Below are 21428 nucleotides of genomic sequence, written 5' to 3'. Positions count from 1 at the left end.
GATTTATCACTCGGTACATGGAGAATGTGTTTGCTACATCTCCAAAAGGTATAGTCAAAAGTAGTTCGGGGAAGCGTTATTGAAGGGGTATTTTCCGTTCTTACACCTCCAAAAATGTTTCTATCCTACGCTAATTGTGTTATTTAAGTAGTCAAAACGTCATTTTTGTAGGAATTGAACGTTTTTTTAATGGAAGTTGAATTACGTTAGGTGAAACTTGATAAGAAATGTAGTTCTATTATTAATGAAGAACACTTCCATTTTTGTTGAAGTAAAGAGTGACAAGCCTTTAAATGTAGCTCATCACTCTTCATTCATCACGTTATAGTATTGTTTTTTTCAAAGCTGTTTCAAGCAATGTTCTATGCTTTTCAACCTCTTCTTTATAATTCGGATCATTGACGATGTTTTTATTTTCATCAGGATCTTTTGTCAGGTCATACATCATTTCAGCAATGACGACACCTTTTTTATTTTTGAATAATGTATACCTAAAACCTTTAGTACGAATTGTATCTCCGAGTTTCCAACGGCTTAATGCATATTCTTTGATCTCTTTTTGATGATCTTGAAGTACTGGAACCAACGAATTCCCCTGAAGTTGTGAAGGTTGTGATAAACCAGAAAGGTCACATAGTGTAGGGAAAATATCTACAATTTCAGTAAAACCTTCCGCAGATCCTTTCTTAAATTTCTTTCCTTTGGGTGGTTTGATCATCAAAGGAACTCGCAAAGCAATATCAAAGTTAGAATGCTTACACCAGAAAGTGTGTTCCCCTAATTGCCAACCGTGATCGCCCCAAATGACAATAATCGTATTATCATACAACTTTTGAGCTTTTAATTCATCAATTAAATCACCAACCAAATAATCCGCAAAACTTACTGAAGCATAATAACCGTGTTTCAACGTTTTGGCCAATTGCTCATCCACATCACCTTTCTTCGGTACGCCATTATACGCTCTTAGTTCTCCCCAAGAGGTTTTGGCTACGTTAGGAATTCCTTCAGGAAGGAAGTTATTATCGGGTGCAGGAATGTCATTTTCATTGTATAAATCCCAAAAACGCTCCGGTGCTACAAATGGAAGGTGCGGTCTTGCCAAACCTACTGCCATAAAGAAAGGTTGATCTTTTTGCTTCAACTCTTTCATCTTCTTTTTCGCTTTTGCGACCGTTCTGCCATCCAAAAAGTCTGTATCCTTGCTATCCTTTACTTTTTCATAAGGTTGGGGACGTTTGTAAGGAGGAATAGGATTTTCACTTTCCTTCACCAACTCATCGGCGTGGTATTCAAACATATCTTCTGCAACCACTAACTCCGACCAAGTTCTTTCGGAGGTATCTTTTTTACCATGAATTACTTTCCCAATCGAATATGTATAATAGCCATTTTCTTTGAAATGCTGGCCAATTGTCACTGCTCCAGGCATTTCCTTATCGATTTTTGCTCCCGCATCTACAAATCTTTTCAATGTGGGACGCACGCCAGTATGCATGGAAGCTCTTGAAGCTCCACAAACGGGAACTTGGCAAAATGCATTGTTAAAAGTAGTAGAATGCTTACTGAGCTGATCAATATTGGGTGATTTGATAATGCCATTTCCATAGCAACCTAATTCTGGTCTTAAATCATCAATAGTGATCAACAGAATATTAGGTTTCTCCTGTGCGATGCTCACAGCAGGGACACAAAGCATCCCCGCCAATATATATAAGAGTATTCGTTTCATGTTAGATAGCGGCTTTTGTTTCGGCAATCCAAGTAGTGATCATCTGAGCCATTTGTTTTGACTTAGGGTCATTGGCATTATAGATGTTTTTTGTTTCGTATGGATCATTCTTCAAATTGTATAACTCATAACGTTCTTCTTTATAGAAATACATCATTTTGAAATCACCATCTCTCGCTACAGTAACATGGATATCACCCGTAGAGTTCGGTCTTGCCTTCGGCGAATGCCAGAAAATAGTTCGATCCACTGACTTTCCTTTTTTGATATTATTTTTAATGCTAATGCCGTCTAAATGCTCTGTAGGATAAAGGTTTAATCCACAAAGATCCAGCAATGTAGGGTATAAATCAGTGTTGGTTGTCACTTGATCGACTACATTGTGCTTAGAGATTTTAGCACCACCAAAAATCAACGGTACTTTTGTTCCACCTTCATAAGTATGTCCTTTTCCAGCTCTTAAAGGAAGGTTTGAAGTCGCCAAATCTCTATTACTGTTTAAGCCTCTATTGGATAATCCGCCATGATCAGAAGTAAATACAATAATTGTATTCTCATACATTCCTTTCGCTTTCAAAGCCTCCACAATTTTTCCTAAACTTTCATCTACTGAAGCCACCATTGCACCGTAAACAGGGTTGTTTTGATGCATTTTCATCATACCATCCTGTTTAGTATACTCAGGACCTTCAAATTTCATCCCCTCTAACTTCGTTTTATATTTTTTAATGTCTTCTTTTTTCGCTTGAAAAGGAGTGTGTACGCCATAGTGGCTCAATACGGCAAAAAATGGTTTTCCATTGTGATCAGCATCCAAAAACTTAATGGTTTCATCCGTCAGACGATCCGTTAAATATTCTCCTTCTTCACCTTCATCCAACCCAATGATTTTACCATGTCCTTTACCAATTTTCTTTGGATTCTTAGGCACATTATAAGGATAGAAATAAGACTGAGGAGCGCCTGCAGCGCACCCTGCTACATTAATATCATATCCTTTATTGTGAGGCCATTCATCTTCTTCATGACCCAAATGCCATTTCCCAGCAAAATACGTATGATATCCTTGGTCCTTAAAAGCCTGACCGATTGTTTTTTCGTTGTCATAAAACTTCTTGCCCTTGATCGTATTTTCATTTTTGGCAGGAATGCCCGCTCTTGCTGGATAACGTCCTGTTTGCAAAGCATATCTTGAAGGCAAACACCTTGGGTGTGCCACGTATGCATTGGTAAAATCAACTCCTTCTTGAGCTAACTGATCAATGTTAGGGGTTTCATAAAAATCTGCATCATGATGGGAAATATCAAAATAGCCTAGATCATCTACCAAGAATATCAAGACGTTCTTTTTCTCCTGAGCACATAGTACATTACTGAAGAGTAATAGAAGAATAATGTTATAAATATATTTCATTTCGTTTATTTTGTTGAGGTAGACCTACGTGTCTACCCGTGTATCAAATCACGTTTCTACCCGTGTTTAAAATCAAGATCACCCCATGAATCAATCCATGTATTAGTATCTATTCGTCACCACGTTTTTTGTTCAAAATTAGGCAAGTTTAAATATACATAATTACCCTATAAAAATATCAACAAATAACCAACAGTGGGCAGACATATAGGTCTGCCCCTACGGTTATAACGATGGATAATTAGGTTTGTAGTCGTTTAAGTTCAACTTCTTCGTTTCACTTACTTCTAGCTTCACTTTCTTCAGGTCTTTATCTCTTGAAGAGTTACCTACCATAATAGTGAATGCTCCTTTTTCTACACCCCATTCCATATTTTGATCAAAGAAAGCCAAATCTTGAGTCGTTAATTCAAACGATACCGATTTTGATTCCCCTGCCTTTAAAGCTACTTTTTTATACGCTTTTAATTCTTTCACCGGACGAGTAACTGATGAATAATCATCTCTGATATATACTTGTACCGTTTCTTCACCGTCTTCTTTACCAACGTTTTTCACACCACAAGTCACTGTAAATGTATCATCACCTTTGATTTTTGATTTATCTAAAGCTACATTTCCAATTTCATATTGTGTATAAGACAAACCAAAACCGAATGCATATAATGGATCTTTGTTCGTAAACTTATACTTATGGAAGTAATGCGAAGGCTTGTGATTATAATATAGTTTAACTTGACCTACTGTACGAGGCACAGTGATTGGTAATTTTGCCGTTGGGTTCACATCACCAAATAAGATTTCAGTAATCGCCTGACCACCAAAACTACCTGGTTCCCATGCTTCTAACACTGCGCTCATGTTATCTTCTAACCACTCTTCACCAATTGGTCTACCGTTTACTAATACTGCTACTACAGGCGTTCCAGTCTTCTTAATCGCTTTGATCAATTCTAACTGACGACCAGGAAGATTGATGTGTGCTCTATCTGTATTTTCTCCACAAGTCTTGTTTTTCCAATCATAACGTAACGAGTTCTCACCTACTACTACAATGGCAATATCTGCCTTAGAAGCTTTCGATGCTGCTGTAGAAATCGCTTTGTCTGTTGTTTTACCAATGATTTCACCACTGTTATAATAATCCAACTCAAAACCTTTGTCTTTTGCTACTGCCTCTAAACCTTCTTTCACCGTTATGATTCTATCTTCCGGCTGATACCAGTGCCAGTCACCCAAAATTGTTTCGTTGTTAGCGTTTGGTCCAGTGATAAATACTTTTTTGTATTTATTTTTCGGTAAAGGTAAAATACCATCGTTCTTTAACAACACAATCGACTTTCTTGCAATCTCTAAAGCTGTTGCTTGGTGTTCTTGATTGAAAACGACTTCTTCTGCTTTTTCCTCTAATACATAAGGGTTTTCGAAAAGACCTAAACGGAATTTTACTTCCAAGATCTTCGCCACCGCATCATCTACTCTTTCTTCAGGAACGATTCCTTTCTCTACTGCTTCAACAATTGATTCTGTAAACTTAGGACCGTGCATGTGCATATCCATACCATTATTCACTGACATTCGGAAAGCGTGATCTAAACTCTCAGCTTGACCGTGTAATGTATGAATACGCTCAATATCCATCCAATCCGACACATAGAAACCTTCAAATCCATATTCCTTTCTCACAATGTCTGTCATAAACTCTTTACTAGAGTGACAAGGAATACCGTTAACTTCGTTATGTGCTGTCATAATAGAGAACACATTTGCTTCTTGCACTGCTCTTCTATAAGGAGGTAAATGCACTTCACGGATAGATCGCATAGAAAGGTCTAATGGAGAAGCGTTTGTACCGTTTAATGGCTCACCACCACCTATAAGGTGTTTCGCACAAGCAATTACTTTTTCAGCACCTGTAAAATCATCTTGCTGGAAACCTTTGATCATTTCCACACCCATATTACCTACTAGGTAAGGATCTTCACCAAATGTTTCACCTACACGCCCCCAACGAGCATCTCTTGCAATATCAATATTGGGAGTAAATGCCCAGTGAGAACCCGTAGCTCTCATTTCTTTTGCCGTCTCTTTTCCTACTCTGTATGACAATTCCTCTTCAAAAGTACTTGCCAAACCAATTGGTGTAGGATAGATCGTTGCTCCATAATTTAAGCCATTACCATGAATCGCGTCGATACCTATTAATAAAGGAATCTGTAAACGTGATTTCATTGCTAAACCTTGAAGGTGATTTGCCTCCTTAGCTGAAATAACATGTAAAAAAGAACCGATTTTACCTTCCTCAGTCATTTTTGCAATATCTGAAGAATGTAAACCAGGGTAAAAACCTAACGCATCATTGTTATGTAACTCTTCTGGCGACAGATCTTCCTCTGCCTTTTTCATATGTTCTAAACCAACATATTGTGCCATCTGCGCTACTTTTTCCTCTAGCGTCATTCTAGACATTAAGTCTGCTACTCTATCTTTTACAGCTACCTCGCTGCTCTTGTAAATTGGTTGATCGTTGCTAGCTCTCGTCTCGCATGATACCATACCATATGCCATTGCCAGAATGACAATACCTGTCATTAATCTTTTCATAGTCTCACCAAAAAAATAATAATTCATGTTCACAAAGCTCTTGATTATTCCCTATAAGTAGGTTCAGAAATAATTCTTAATACTTTGAGAAAAGTTCTTACCCATGGGTTGAAGAATCACACACTTCCATCATTAGTTATTGATAAATAGTGTTTTAAGTTGATTTTTAAACATTGAACTATTTTCAAACCTCCCGGAACTATTCCTCATACTAGCGTTTGAAGTACACTTTATAATATTGCAGTAGAACATTAACATAATGGATTAATAAAGTTTAATTAAAAAACAGTAATTTTGGAATGAAAAGATACTACGAAATGGAATGAAATGATCACTTATTAATGTATGAGTTCAGACGCTAAACTCATTATTAACTACAAATTATCAGCATGATCTGATATATTTTTTTAATAACTAAAGATACTCTCAGTAGTCCTTATATAATAGGTCTGCTGTAAAACAAATACGAATATGAAGCAGTATAAATTTATACTCTCAACTCTAATTTTGTTTTTCTATACTTTTAACTTCTCTTTTGCACAAAATCAAGAAAGCTATACAGTAGAAGGTATAGTAAAAGATGAAAACGGTATTTCTTTACCCGGAGTTAATATTTACGATAGAGAAACTAGAAAAGGAGTAAAAACTGATTTTAATGGCAAGTTCAAAATCCAGCTTGAAAGAGGAACGACACTCGTTTTTTCTTTTATTGGAATGAAAACGCAAAGAATTGAAGTAGATGCTTTCGATACTTCTCTCCACAATCTAGAGGTGACACTTAAAGAAGATTTAGAACTACTCGATGAAATCGTGGTAGTAGGTTATGGCAGTCAAAATGCCAGTGACATGACAGGTGCTGTTTCCCAATTGAAGGAATCAGATGATGTAGTAAGACAATATCAAAGCGTAGATGGTTTACTTCAAGGTAGAATGGCCGGTGTGCAAGTAACAAGCAACCTTGGTCAGCCTGGCGGTGGTATCAGCGTAAAAATTAGAGGTGTGAATTCACTTCGTGGCAACAACGAACCTCTTTATATTGTGGATGGTATTGTAATCAGTTCTGCTGGTGAAGATACGAACAGTGCTTTTTCTGATGGCAACGAGGATCAAGGTGTACATAACGGTTTAGCGGGGATCAACCCAAGAGATATTGAATCCATTGAAGTATTGAAAGATGCTTCTGCTACGGCTATTTATGGTTCAAGAGGTGCTAATGGTGTGGTTTTGATCACCACTAAAAAAGGTAGTAAAGGTGCGGCCAAAATCAATGCTTTTGTGAGTACTGAAGTAGCAACTCTTTCGAAGAAAATAGATGTACTTGATGCTCCTGCTTACGCTCAAATGACCAACGAAGTAGCCATATTAAAAGGTTTACAACCAAAATATCACTTGGAAGGTGGAAATATCTATGCCATCGAAAATGGAAATGTAAATACCAATCCTCTAACACAGGTCAATTGGCAAGATGAAATCTATCAGCCTGGTGTAAGCACAATGGCACAGCTATCTGCTTCTGGTGGTTCTGACAAAACGAAATACTACATCTCAGGTGGTTTTAATGACTTGAATGGTATTGTAGAGAACTCTAACATGAAAAGTGGTGATTTGAGAATGAACCTTCAAAGCAACCTGACTGATAAATTAAAAGTAGATGCAAGAATGTCAGCTTTCTATTCTCAGGGTCAATTTGCTCAAAGTGGTTCTAAAGGAGGAAGTAGCCGTTCATTTACTAAATCTGTAGTGAACTTTCAACCGATTTATGAAAATGATGCTTCTATCTCAGACATCGGTTTATCAAGCCCACTTTCTTTTATCCAAGATTACGAAGATCTTACGAATGAATTAAAACTATTTGCATCATTAAATGCTACGTATTCGTTTAGTAAACACTTCAAATACCAAGTGAGAGCAGGTACGAACTACAGAAGCAAAGACCGTTCGATCTGGTATGGAAAAGACACTCAAAAAGGTAGTCAAACAAATGGTGCTTTAGGTGTCTCTGGTTTGAACCGCTACTCTTATACGATTGACAACTTATTGATGTTCAATAAAAAATTCAATAAGAAGCATAGAGTAGATGCTGTTGTTGGTTTTGTAGTGGATGGAATTACGAGCACACAAAGTAATTCAGAATCTGAAAACTTCCCTGTTCATTCACTAAAAGCAAGAGCTCCGCATTTAGGACAGACAATCGTAAGACCTTACACAGAGTTGACAAGTACAGAACAGTTGCTTTCTGGATTAGGTAGAGTTACTTATACATATGATAATAGATATACAGTGACAGCAACAATGAGGGCTGATGGTTCTTCAAAATTCAAAGAACAAAATCAGTTTGGTTACTTCCCTTCAGCGGCGGCGGCATGGCACATCTCTGAAGAAACTTTCCTGAAGGCAAGCGATATCGTTTCTAACCTAAAATTAAGAGGTTCTTGGGGTCTGACGGGTAACCAAGGTATTACGCCATACCAGACTTTCAACAACTACGGTATTGTTTATTACACTGATTATAATAACAACATTCTGATTGGTGCAGGACCAAACAACATTGCCAATCCTAATTTGAAATGGGAAACAACACAACAAACTAACGTTGGTTTAGACTTTGGTTTCCTTGGTGGCAAGATCTACGGATCGATCGACGCTTACTATAAAACAACGGATGATTTATTACAGCAAATTCAAATTCCGCCATCAACAGGATTTACGGCTTACCTAACCAACAGAGGTTCTATTGAAAACAAAGGTATTGACTTGATGTTGGAAACTGTGGCTTATGCGAAGAAAGACTGGACGATCACTGTAGGTGGTAATATTTCATTCGTAAGAACGAAAGTATTGGATTTAGGTATCCCTGAAGCTCCTGTTTACATCAATGGTCAAGAGCAAATGGCTTCTTATTATTTAGGTAACAATATTTCTTCAGGAACTTATTTCAAGCAACCTGCCAATATCTTTATGAAAGGACAAGCTGTAGGTGCGTTCTGGGGTTATAAAACCAATGGTATTTACCAATCAGATGAAGCGGCAGCAAATGGTCCTACTGTAAACGGCAACACTCCTCAAGCTGGAGACATCGCTTTTGTTGATCAAAATGGAGACGGAAATATCGATACTAACGACATGACTATCATTGGTAATCCAAACCCAACCTTCACTTTTGGTTTCAACACAAAAATCACTTACAAAAACCTTACAGTGAGTGCCTTGTTTACAGGAGCGTATGGAAACGATATTGTTAATGGTAACCTTCTAATTGAAACAGATGCTTACCAAACCAACAAAAATGTAAGACCGGAAGCGTATTACAATGCATGGAGACCGGGTGACACTAATGCCACTTCTCCACGATTAGGACACAACGATCCTACGGTATTCACAGACCGCATTGTAGAAGACGGAAGCTATGTGAGGTTATCCAACCTGACGATCGGTTATGATGTTCCTTTAAAATCAGGAAGTATTGAGCGTATGAATATTTTCTTTGCAGGAAGAAACTTATTCACTTTGACAAATTACTCTGGTTACGATCCTGAATTGACAACATTCATGGGCGATGGAAGCATCATGGGCGTTGATTGGAACTCTTTCCCTAACGCGAGATCATTTTCATTAGGTCTTAATGTCACTTTCTAAATCAATTCTTATGAAAAATAGATTAATCCTATTCTTAGCCTCCTTACTTATTGCAACTTCGAGTTGTTATAAAGAGGACCCTCCATTTTTGAGTGATGAAAATCTTTTTATCACAGATGAAGGCGTAAAAACAGCAGTGAATGGTATTTACTCTTCCGTTGCAGGTTTTACGTATTACAGTTCTGATTTAATTCAGCTGACCAACTTCCACTCTGGTATGTTTCAGTCCAGCAGAAACCAGGATCAAAATGGTATTGCTTCATTAAACCCCTTGCCTAACCTTACTTTTGTTGAAAACGTTTGGAAATCTTCTTACACTTCCATCAACAGAGCAAATTCAACGATCCAAGGTATAAAGGAGTTTCAAGCAGAGCCTTCTGAAACCGTTTTGAATGAACTGGGGCAGACACACTTTTTGAGAGCATTAGTGTATTTCAATTTGGTGAGATTATACGGTGATATACCGTTGAGATTAGAAAGTGTAGACAGTGAAACATTGCATGCTCCTAGAGTGGCAACTGACAGTATCTATACTGTGATTATTGATGACTTGAAAATTGCGGAAGCAAATCTGTATGAAAATGGTCTTCAAACTATTGGCAGACCTGCAAAAGAAGCGGCAAACATGCTTCTAGCTCAAGTTTATATGACATTGGCGGGCAATGAAGGAAGCGGTTCTCCGTATTGGGAAATGGCCAAAGAAGAAGCTTTGAAAGTATATGGTAAATATACGCTAGTGAGTGACTTCAATTCTTTATGGGAGTCTGGTAGCAGAAATAACAATTCAGAGTCTATTTTTGAAATTCAATATAACCAAGCCAACAGCGGAAATGTGATCCGTTTACACACACCGAGTAATGCATTTATTGGACAGTCTTGGGGTAGAATTATGTTGAATCCTGAAGTAATTGATGCTCATCAGACTCAATATCCTAACGACCCTCGTTTTGAAGCAACTGTTATGTACAATTACATGAAATACAACGCGGATGGTTCAGAAGCTGGAGAGCAAAAAATCTATCCTCTAGCGGCAAGAACTTCAAAAGCAAGAGCTTTCCCTTTTGTGGCGAAACACTGGATTACTGATCCTAAAACACCTACACCTTATTCAGACGCCAACTTTGTAGTGATGCGTTATGGTGAGTTGTTATTGATGCTGGCAGAAATCACGAATGAAGTAGATGGCCCTGCGGCGGCTGAAATTTATGTCAATGAAGTGATTTCTAGAGCTAGAAACTCTGCGGGTGGTGATGGTATTGCTCCAGAAAACTGGGCAGGTTTATCACAGGATGAGTTCAGACAAAGAATTATGAGAGAATACCAGTACGAATTGCTTGGTGAAGGCGGTGCTTGGTATAGAAATAGACGAAGAGGTTTAGACTACTTCAAAACGGAGGTGATTGATGTACACAACAACAGAATTGCAGAAGACGGTTTTCAGGATTTTGATCTTCTTTATGAAAATCCTGAAAAAGCGATGTTGCTTCCAATTCCAATGGCAGAAATCAACACCAACTTGGAAATTAATGCTGACGATCAAAACCCTGGCTACTAAGCCATGATTAACATGAAAAAGTATTTTTTAAGCTTATTTCTTCTGACTGTACTCTCCACGGGGTACAGTCAGAATAAAAAAAATGTTCTTTTTATCGCTATCGATGATTTGAAACCCACTATTGGTGCTTTTGGTGATGATTACGCTAAAACACCCAATATGGATCGATTGGCGGATAAAGGAACTGTATTCTTAAACAACCATTGTCAGCAGGCAGTTTGTGGCCCTTCAAGAGCCAGTTTGATGACAGGTTTAAGACCGGATATTGTAAAGGTTTGGGATCTGAAAACAAAAATCAGAAAGCAACGCCCTGATGTGGTGACTTTACCTCAATACTTCAAAAACAATGGTTATTTGACGTATGGTGTGGGTAAAATTTATGATCCTAGAAGCGTTGATAAACAACAAGATCAACAGTCTTGGACAGAGTACACGTTGCCAAATCAATTAAGATACCCTGAAGGGAAGCAAGCCCCTGCCCTTTCTTATTATCAAAACCCTGAAAATGTAAAAAGGGTAAGAGCACTGAGAAAAGAAGCAGAAGCAAAAGGCATTGAGAAAAAGAAAATCAACAAGTGGGTACAAGAGCGTTTTAAACCTGCTTTCGAAAAAGCAGATGTTTCAGATGATGCTTATATCGATGGTGCCATCACAAAACAAGGTGAGGCTTACATCAAAGCATTGGCAAAACAAGACCAACCTTTCTTTTTAGCGGTAGGTTACAAACGTCCTCACTTACCTTTTGCAGCGCCAACAAAATACTGGGATTTGTATAATGAAAATGAAGTTCCTTTAGCCAAATTCCAACAAAAAGTGGAAGGTGGTTATGAGAAAGCATATCATAATTCAAGTGAGCTTCAAGGTTATAAAACGGAAGGTTTAGATATCAGTGAGGCTGACGGTGTTGTCAAAATTTCAGAAAAAGGACAGCGTCAGTTAATTCACGGTTACTATGCGGCTACTTCTTATGTAGATGCTTTGGTAGGCCGATTGATTACTCAATTGGAAGAAAATAAACTGGACAAAAATACGATCATCATCCTTTGGGGTGATCACGGATGGCACTTGGGAGATCACTTATTATGGAACAAGCACTCTAACTTTGAGCAAGCTACACGTTCGCCAATGATCATTGTTGATCCTTCTCAAAAAACGGTGAAGCAAGTAAGCAGTGTCACTGAGTTTGTCGACATCTACCCTACTTTGGCTGATATGGCTGGACTTCCTGTTCCTACTGAAGGTTTGTCTGGTAAAAGTTTAAAACCGCTATTGGATGGCAGTGAGAAGACGATCAAAAAATATGCAATGACGCAAATTGCAAGAGGAAAGATCAACGGATACTCTTTAAAGTCTGGAAATATCAGATATACTGCTTGGTATGATGGTAATCCTCGATTGAAGAAAACGCTAGAAGGGTGTACACTGAAAGCGGAGGAATTGTATGATTACAAAGCGGACCCTTTAGAGACTAGAAACCTTGCGAAAGACAAAGCTTACAAGCAAAAACTAGATGAGATGAGAGATCTGTTTATGGAGTTTTTCAAAAATGACAGAGCTTATCATTCTCATAGTTTTGGTGCTGTAAATGGTAAAAAGGCGGATTGGAGAATTGAAGCTGAAGCAAGAATTGAAGAGCATAGAAAAGGGGATGTGAAACTGACTGTTTTGGATAAAAAAGGAAAGCCTTTTAATGGTAAAGTGAAGATTGAACAGGTGAGACATCAATTCCGTTTTGGAGGAGTGATCAATACGCAATTATTTACTTCAGAAAAAAAGGAAAAATACCAAGAAGCCTTCCTTTCATTGTTTGAAAATGCCGGTTATGAAAATGCCTTCAAAATCAAACATAAAAGACTTTACGATAAACGTCATCAAGAAATCGCTCCTTTCTTAAAGGAAAATAATATTCCATTGAGAGGTCATGCATTGGTTTGGGAGAAGACGAAGAACATGCCAAAAAACATTCAGCAATACGTGAATGAAACGGATACGGCTACGTTAATCCAACAATTGGAAAACTATGTAAAATATGGTTTAACGGAGTATGATGTAATGGAATGGGATGTTTTGAATGAGCCAAGAGAATGTCATGCGGTGCAAGACTTGACAAAGCAGAACACGTGGGCTTACTGGTTTGAATATGCTGATAAAGTAAGAAAGAACAAGCAAGTGAAATTCTACTTGAATGAAAATAAAGTCATCTCTGCTCCTTATAAAGTGGCGGATAAAAATATTCAATTCCATTATAAAGTGATTGAAGACATCTTGGCGGTCAACGCCCCTTTAGAGGCTTTGGGTTTTCAATCAAGAATGAAGCAACACATCAAGCCTGAAGACTTATACGCTAGACTAGAAAAGTTCGCTTCTTTTGGACTTCCTATGCTAGGCACCGAGTTTGAAATTGTAGATTCTCCTTATCAGAAATTTACAGAAGCAGACAGAGCCCAAATCACTGAGGAAGCAATGACGGTTTACTTCTCTCACCCTCAAGTGGAAGGTTTTTATGTTTGGACACCTTTTGGTGAAGACCGAAAAGCATTTTTTGACCTTGATGCCAACCCAAGAGCAGAAGCGAAAGTGTGGGCAAAGAAAATAAATGAATGGTCTACTTCTTTAGAAGCAAATGCCGACAAAAAAGGAAAAGTAGCCTTCAGAGGTTTTAAAGGAACTTATAAAGTGACGATCACTCAAAATGGAAAGACCTACTCTAAATTATTCGAAGCAGAGGACAGTCAAAACGACATCAAAGTAAAACTTAAGGATCTCACAAACTAAAAAGTACTGAAATGAAACAACTTATATATTTCGCATTCATAAGCCTGTTTTTCATGATCATAGGTTGTGAAAAGCAAGACCCTCTCAGAACCATAGAAACAGAGTATTTAGATTCTGTACACTATGATGCTAGTGTTTTCTATCCATTAGAAGACATGATTTCTCCAGAACCTGTTTTTGAAAACAAATACGGCGTTTCTTTTGCCATCGAAGAGTTTTACAATGACAAAGGAGACAGCTCGCAGATCAATAATGTAGCTATTGATAAGAAAACAGGTATTATCAGCGTAAGAGATGCTTCTCTTTTAGATCAAGAAGCAACGTATCACGCCAACATTGCCACTTTTACGGTAAGTGGAAAAACGATACATGAAAAGGCTTGGTCAATGGGTATTACTCAAGTGACAGGCGAACTGTTTTACTCCACTCCTCAACCTTCTTATGAAAGAAATTTCGAAGGTGAAGTGCTTCATTTAGACAGTGCCTTCTTTGGAGAAGCTAACGCTGTTGTATCTTATGAGTTAGTCAATTCAGACAAAGGACTTTCTATTGATGCTTCAAATGGACATATCTCTAAAGTAAGTTTTATGGAAGCTGGAGAATATGATGTTGCTGTAAAAGTATTGACAGAAGGTGGTGAAACTACATTAACGGAAGTAGCTAAGGTAAAAATCTACGGTGCTCCTGAATTAGTATATCAGCCTAATTTCTTTAAGATTCAAGGAGATTACAGCATTCAAGCGACGCCAACTGTGAAAGAATTCTTAGACGGTGCCACTTATGAACTGAAAGTACAAGGTGATCTGACATTGAACAGCCTTGCAATTGATGAAAATGCAGTCATTTCTTTACCAGAAAACCACAACAATGCTGTGGGTGAGTATAAGGTAGATGTTATTGCAACAGTAGACGGTCAGGCTTTCACTTTTGAAGAAGCAATTACAGTTGAAATTGTTGCTCAAATCAACCCTGAAATCTCCTATGCAGAAAACAAGGTAACGCTTTCACCTTGGACGGGCTATACTTTCACTCCAGAGTTGTATTCTCTTCCTAGAAATGCAGTAGTGACACTGACTACAGTATTGCCAGAAGGCATGACTTTCGATTCTGAAACGGGTTCTATTACAATTGCGGAAGAGCAAAACTTTGCAGATGCCACTTATACTATTGACATCAATGTCAACACGCCAAGCCACGGTGATACGCCATTGACTACACTGACGCAAATCGTTATTGAAACAAAAGCACAAATTCTTTTGGAAGATGATATGACAAGTGATGCATTGAAAGCTGATTATATCCGTCAGCAAGTGGTGATCAATGATGATGAAAGAAGTGGGGCAACTTGGAACACTACAGCTTCAAGAGAATATTGTAGAGCACAAGCCAATATTTGGTCAGGTGATTATACAAGATGGTCTTATATAGCGGTAAGTTATACGGTAGATAATATCCGTAGAGCCACTGTTTCTTTTGACAACGGTGTAAACAAAGACTTAAGAGATACTGATGAATACACTGAAAATTACTTCTCTGTCAACTACAATGCAGATTATAATGGCAGTGAAGCTATCCATGATTTTGCTTGGGAGAAAGATAGCAATGCCAATATTTCAAGAGTAGGAACTGATATTGACAACGGTCCTTATGAAGCTTCTGGTCTTTTAGAAATTGATGCTAAATACCTCGTCAACAACAAAGTGAATATTGCTTGGTTGGCACATAAGGATATGACTGAAATTCCTGAAAGCTTCAAAACGGGTCATACATTCGGCTTCAACAAAATTGTTGTTACGGCATATACAAAGTATGACGCAGTGGTAGAATAATGAGATAAGAATGAAGAATTAAGAATGAAGAATTAAGAGTGAAGAATGAAGAATAGGTGGTCCGTGTTGTGGTTCGTGTGGACATAGATTACAATGTTCTCACAAACTACTTTAACATTAAGAACCATTTTTTCTTCATTCTACATTCTTAATTCTTCATTAATACCTCTTTCGCTTAACACTATAGAAAATGGTGTTAGTAGCAATTAAATCAACCGATTCGTTGATTCCTTTTACTTAAATACTAACTTTACTAACAGAGATTGAATACTTATTGATTTTAACGACTATCAATTACCTACTCCATGAATTTGAAGAGAATATTACTTACTTTTTTTATCCTTTTTATCAATACTTTCATTGCTTTTGCACAATGGGATGAGAACTTGCTTTTTGACAATTACAATGTTCAAGACGGACTAAGTAGTCATATTGTCTATGATATTGCCAATGATCAGGATGATTTCACATGGATCATTTCCCCCAATGGAATTCAACGTTTCGATGGGAAAAACTTTAAAAACTATACCATTAAAAACCCTGCTGGCGATGACATAATTTTCTATAAACACAATTCAGGGCTGTACATTGACCAAGTCAAAAAACTATGGGTCTTTTGTCAATTTGGACTGTACACTTACAATCCTGAAATTGATTCTTTTGAGCCTTTTGAAATCACAGACATCAATAACAAAAGAGCTTATACTTCTATCATAGAACATAATGGCTATTACTACTTTCTTTCTTGGCAAATGCTAGTAAGATGGAACCCTAAAAAAAATGCATTCAAAAAAATATTCCTGAAAAAGAGAATTACAGCCACCACTCCATACGGTACCCAAGGGCTTTTGATTGCGAGTCCTAACGGTCTTCAAATCATTAAAAGAGGGGAAGCCAAAGAGTTTCAACTGTATGGTATTAATCTAAAAGGTGCTGGTATCACATGTCTATATAAAAGTTCTGACAATGCCGTTTGGGTAGGTACTTACAACAAAGGTATTTACTTGATCAAAGACAATAAAATCCAGCATATCAAGAAAAATGTAGACTATAAAATCAGTAAGTTCAGTACTTATAAAAATAAGATTATTGCAGGTACAGACGGACATGGCATTATGGTGTTTGATCATGATGGACATGAAGTCAGCGGTACGAATCTAAAAGCCATCAATGGACTGCCAATTAATAGTCTGACTGTGGATCAGCATCAAAGATTATGGATTGCCACTTATGGAAAAGGGCTTTTCCTCCACAACCCTCACAAACCTTATTTAAGAAAAATCAATACCGACCCCGATCCCAACATGATTGCGGATCATGGCTACAGTTCTTTTAAAGATTCTAAGAAAAGAATCCTTTTAGGCACCAATAAAGGAATGGTCATCAAAGATAAAAACGGGAAGAAAAGATATTTAAGACCCAATCATTTTATCAAAACATTTGACCGTAATGAAAGTTTTGTCGTCAACAATATTGTAGAAGATAGACATCACAACTTCTGGGTGTCGAGTTATGGTTTTGGTCTGTTTTACTTGGATGGTAAAAACTTCAAAGTGCTGAAATCCATTAAGAATTTCCAAGTGGGAGAACAGCACTACAATTGTAAGTTTATCCTTCAGCTGGAGTTATACGGAGATAAACTGTGGTTTAGACTGGTGAAAGGAACTGTGTTCGGTATGAATATCATTGATCAGCAGTTTAGCAAACATCCACTGAGCAGTACATCGTATATTTATTATAGTCCACAGCAAGGAAAAATGTATGTGGCCAATCATGAAGGAATTTATGAAATAGACCAAGAAAAGCCGAAACAAATCATCAAATCACCCAACCTTTCAGTCAGTGCAATTATGCCAATTGATGATAAGAGTTTTATGTTGGGAACTGAATCAAAAGGTGTGCTGATCTTTGATGTGGTGAAAAAGAAAATCTCTCCTATTCAAGATAATCAGAGAAACCTATTGCCAAGACGAATCAAACAGATCTTGAAAACGGATTTAAATAAGTATGTAATCATTGGTGACAACGGGCTATTCACTTTCCATTACAACAAAGGAAAAATATCGGATATCCACGAACCACTTCAAAAGTTTGAATCTCACCAAGGAGCATCTATTTTGAATAACAACAATATTATTCTGGGGTCATATGATGGGTTTTACCAGTTTCCCCTTCACTTTGAAGAAAACATTACCACTGCTCCAAAAATCACTTTCAATCACCTTACCGTTGATGGTAAAGATATCACAGCACTGAATTCCAAAATGCTGGACAAAGACATCAATCTTGTGGAAGAAGTAGTGCTCAATCACCCTGACCGTGGTTTTTCACTCAATGTCATTTCTCCAGAATACAGAGACGATCCTAACTTTTTTAGCTGGAAACTAGAAGGTTATGAAGACAATTATAGCAAAAAAAGTACGCTTCAGGAGATCAATTATCAAAACCTCCCTTATGGAAGTTATGAGCTAAAAATCAAAATGTATTCTGGTAGAAACACTAGAGAGGAAGTAGCACGAAGTTTAATCATTTCCGTAGCACCTCCTATTTGGGCGACTACATGGGCCAAAGTTTTATACACGATTGGCGTGCTGATCTTACTTTGGTTGATTTACAAATCGTATGCAGATTATATTCAACAAAAGCATTTACAAGCTAGAAATACGGTTTTTGCTGAGATTGCCCATGAACTGAGAACACCGCTGACATTAATACAAGGTCCGCTTCAAAAGCTGGAAGAAGATACAGATTTAGATGCTTCAGCCACTCGATTAATTGGTATGATCCGTAGCAATCTCACAAGACTGAATAAGCGTATCACACAATTATTGGATTACGAGCGCATCAATCAAGTCAATGAAGAATTGGTTGTCAAAGAGTTTGATATTGTTCACCTCATCAAAGTGCTGATCCGTGACTTCGATCCATTATTACAGAAGAAAAACATTGAAGTACAAATTGATTCTTCCAAAGAGAAAATCATGGTAGAATTAGATTTTGATAAGATGGAGAAAATCATCTATAACTTGGTCTCCAATGCTATCAAATATTCTAAGGAAAACGATAAGATCTTTATTGACATCAAAAAAGTGGAAGATCAAATCAAGTTCTCTATTACTGATCATGGTTTAGGAATTCCGAAAGGCAATCAAAAACACATTTTCAAGCGTTTTTACAGAGCTGAAAATGTAATTAAGAATAAGAAAATTGGAAGTGGAATTGGTTTGGTACTTTCTTACAAGTACACTTCCATGATGCACGGCAAACTCTTCTTTGAAAGTGAAGAGAACAAACAAACCACTTTCTTCTTAGAGCTTCCATTGAAAGTAAAAGGCATGAGAAATGATGCCGTTCCTCAAGAAATATCACATTATGGTGATGAGTTTGTGGAAAAAGACAAGGAGAAATACGATTATAGAATTGCGGTAGCGGAAGATAATGAAGAGTTGAGAGCATTTATCAAAACCTCCCTTTCTGACAGTTTTGAAGTCGAGGTCTTTGAAAATGGCAAGGAATGTTTTAATGCTCTACTAGAAAACGATTTCCATCTAGTACTATCAGATGTGATGATGCCTGTGATGAACGGTTATGAGCTTTGCAATCAAATCAAAAGCAATGTAGCCACTTCCCACCTTCCAATCATTATGTTGACGGCACTTAACGCCTCTATGTACAAAGCGGAAGGTTATATGCACGGTGCGGACCACTATGTGATCAAACCTTTTGACATCAGAATGCTGAAATATAGAATCATCAGTCTGATTGAAAATAGAAAGGCACTAAGTCAGTTGTACAGAAAGCAAATTCATGAGGATGAACCTGTCAAAGTACAGCCTGTAGTAGAAGAAACAATTGACAGTAAATTCCTCACCGAATTCAAACAGCTAATTGAAACCAACTTGACGGACTCTAATTACAATGTCTCTGAAATCTGTAAAGACATAGGGATGAGTAGGCCCGTTTTATATCGAAAAATAAAGGCACTCACCGATCTTTCACCTAAAGAATACATTCAAACCAAACGTCTCAATCACGCCAAGAAGATGTTAATGGAATCCGATGAGAGTATCAGTACAATTGCCTATGAAAGCGGTTATTCTGATCCAAAATATTTCTCTACCGTGTTTAAGAAACAGTTTGGAGAAAGTCCTAGTGAGTTTAAGCAACATTGTTAATATAAAATTGTGCACCAAAGTTTGAACTTAGGTGCACAATTCATTTTAAAAGAATAATACACATTTCATTTCATGGTTATGTAAGAATAAAAAACTAATTTTGATGCTAAATAAAGATTAGTGTACTCTACTTTTTAATCAATTGAAGGCAAACAATTTAATTAATATACATGTGTTTCTTGGATAGCTTTTCAACTACCTTTTCACTGAAACACTCTTTTAAACTAAAACCTGTAGCATCATGCTATTCAAAAACAAACAAATGAGCAAATTTTATTCAATCCTATTCATCAGCATTTTATACACTACCTTTTCTTTTGGACAAAGCAACTACACCCCTGCTTCCATAGAGAAAAAAGACGGCACTGATGTAAAAGGGTTTATTGATTTTAAAGACTGGGGAAGAACACCTAGGTTTATTCATTTCAAAGAAAATGAACAAGATGAAAAAGTAAAGTTGACTACTGATGATTTAAAGAGTTTCAATGTCAATAATAAAAAGTATATCTCTAAAATTGTAGATATTGAAGTTAGCCACTATTCTAATGACCACTGGAAAAATCAAAATGGATTCAAAATAGAAAAAGATACCGTTTTTCTTGAGGTCTTAATCGATGGCCCCAAATCCCTTTATGGACTCGCCAATAAACAGGGAGTGGAAAACTTTTATATCAGTAATCAAAACAGCAACATAGAGCTTTTGAAATACAAAAAAGTATTTGTTGTAAAAGACGGGAAAGACTACCAAAAAGAATTAAATCATTATAGAGGACAGCTTTTATTATTCTTCGATAATGAAAAATGGGTAAATAATATACTTTCAAAAACGGCCTATAAAAAAATGGATTTAATGAGCGTTTTTGAAAAGTATTATGACATTCATAAAGTTGAAAATAAAAACCTAAAAGAAACTTATAAAGCACCTGATGAAAAAACAAAGATCAATATTGGAGTAACAGCTGGAGTAAACTTTACGAACATTAGTATTGCAAGCACAGGATCTAATTCTGATATTGATATGGGTTCATCTACTTCATATACATTTGGTTTGTCATTTGAAATAAGCCCTCAAATTCACTTACAAAGGTTCACATTATACAATGAACTTGGTTATTCTTCTTATGAACATAATGCACAAGTAAAACTTGGAAATACAATTAGTTCTTCACGATTTTATGATTATGACCTGAGTGCTTCTATGATACAATTAACCAATTTATTGAGATATAAAGTCTATAATCAAAAACAGTTTAAAATCTTCTTAAATGCCGGAATTTGCAACAACTTTATCCTAAATGCTAAGGCAGAAAGAACAAGAGTAGAGAATGGAAGTGAACCTACAGACATTTTTAAAGGTACAAAATCATATCTTCTAGGAGGAGTTTTTGGATATGGCTTTTCAATAAACCGCATCAGTTTTGAAAACCGTTTTGAGTGGAACAATGGTTTAGCTGATGCTTCAAGACCTAAATCAAGTACAACAAGAATTGGATTGCTAGTCTCCTATCAATTCTAAAAAATAGTAGTTTCAGTACTTATCCTTAAAACATCTTAATTCCGATTAAGGTGTTTTTTTATTAAAAACTTCTTCTTGAGTTTGACACTTGAAAACAATAAAAAACACATTATCAACTATGTATGTAAAAGCGTGTCTCACTACACTATTTCTGTAAGTAGTTAATAATGTGACCTTTAGATGTTATACTTG

At 36.8% G+C, this 21428-nt stretch carries 9 protein-coding genes; 6 read left to right on the top strand and 3 right to left on the bottom strand.

What is annotated here, in order from left to right; all coding sequences use genetic code 11:
- Positions 1-322: 322 nt before the first annotated feature.
- From HHU12_RS26055 to HHU12_RS26045, 3 genes are all read right to left on the bottom strand, one after another.
- Positions 323-1732 (bottom strand): sulfatase, encoded by a 1410-nt coding sequence (locus tag HHU12_RS26055; RefSeq protein ID WP_169659673.1) that lies wholly within the window; start codon positions 1730-1732, stop codon positions 323-325.
- 1 nt (position 1733) lies between these two features.
- Complete coding sequence (locus HHU12_RS26050) at positions 1734-3146, bottom strand: sulfatase (RefSeq protein WP_169659672.1); 1413 nt, start codon at positions 3144-3146, stop codon at positions 1734-1736.
- A 225-nt stretch (positions 3147-3371) separates the two neighbouring features.
- Entirely contained in the window at positions 3372-5777 is a 2406-nt protein-coding gene (locus HHU12_RS26045) for a glycoside hydrolase family 3 N-terminal domain-containing protein (protein ID WP_205959995.1), read from the bottom strand.
- A gap of 444 nt (positions 5778-6221) precedes the next feature.
- On the opposite strand from HHU12_RS26045, the gene HHU12_RS26040 reads away from it, so the two are divergent.
- The 6 genes from HHU12_RS26040 to HHU12_RS26015 all read left to right on the top strand — a co-directional run bounded on the left by HHU12_RS26040 (position 6222) and on the right by HHU12_RS26015 (position 21236).
- The gene (locus HHU12_RS26040; RefSeq protein WP_169659671.1) at positions 6222-9386 is read left to right on the top strand and encodes a SusC/RagA family TonB-linked outer membrane protein; all 3165 of its coding nucleotides are present in this window, start codon (positions 6222-6224) and stop codon (positions 9384-9386) included.
- 10 nt (positions 9387-9396) lie between these two features.
- Positions 9397-10941, top strand: coding sequence for a RagB/SusD family nutrient uptake outer membrane protein (locus tag HHU12_RS26035; protein WP_169659670.1), 1545 nt, complete (start codon positions 9397-9399; stop codon positions 10939-10941).
- A 12-nt stretch (positions 10942-10953) separates the two neighbouring features.
- Complete coding sequence (locus tag HHU12_RS26030; protein ID WP_169659669.1) at positions 10954-13716, top strand: sulfatase-like hydrolase/transferase; 2763 nt, start codon at positions 10954-10956, stop codon at positions 13714-13716.
- A gap of 11 nt (positions 13717-13727) precedes the next feature.
- Positions 13728-15545, top strand: coding sequence for a hypothetical protein (locus HHU12_RS26025; RefSeq protein ID WP_169659668.1), 1818 nt, complete (start codon positions 13728-13730; stop codon positions 15543-15545).
- Between the two features lie 305 nt (positions 15546-15850).
- Positions 15851-19720 carry a hybrid sensor histidine kinase/response regulator transcription factor gene (locus tag HHU12_RS26020; protein WP_205959994.1) on the top strand — a complete coding sequence of 1290 codons (3870 nt, stop codon included), beginning with the start codon at positions 15851-15853 and terminating at the stop codon, positions 19718-19720.
- A 262-nt stretch (positions 19721-19982) separates the two neighbouring features.
- Entirely contained in the window at positions 19983-21236 is a 1254-nt protein-coding gene (locus HHU12_RS26015) for an outer membrane beta-barrel protein (protein WP_169659666.1), read from the top strand.
- Positions 21237-21428: the final 192 nt, after the last annotated feature.

The organism is Flammeovirga aprica JL-4, assembly GCF_012844305.1.
GTDB classification, from domain to species: Bacteria; Bacteroidota; Bacteroidia; order Cytophagales; family Flammeovirgaceae; genus Flammeovirga; species Flammeovirga aprica.
Note: the sequence above shows the minus strand (reverse complement) of the source record. Positions and strands in the feature narration are given on the sequence as shown.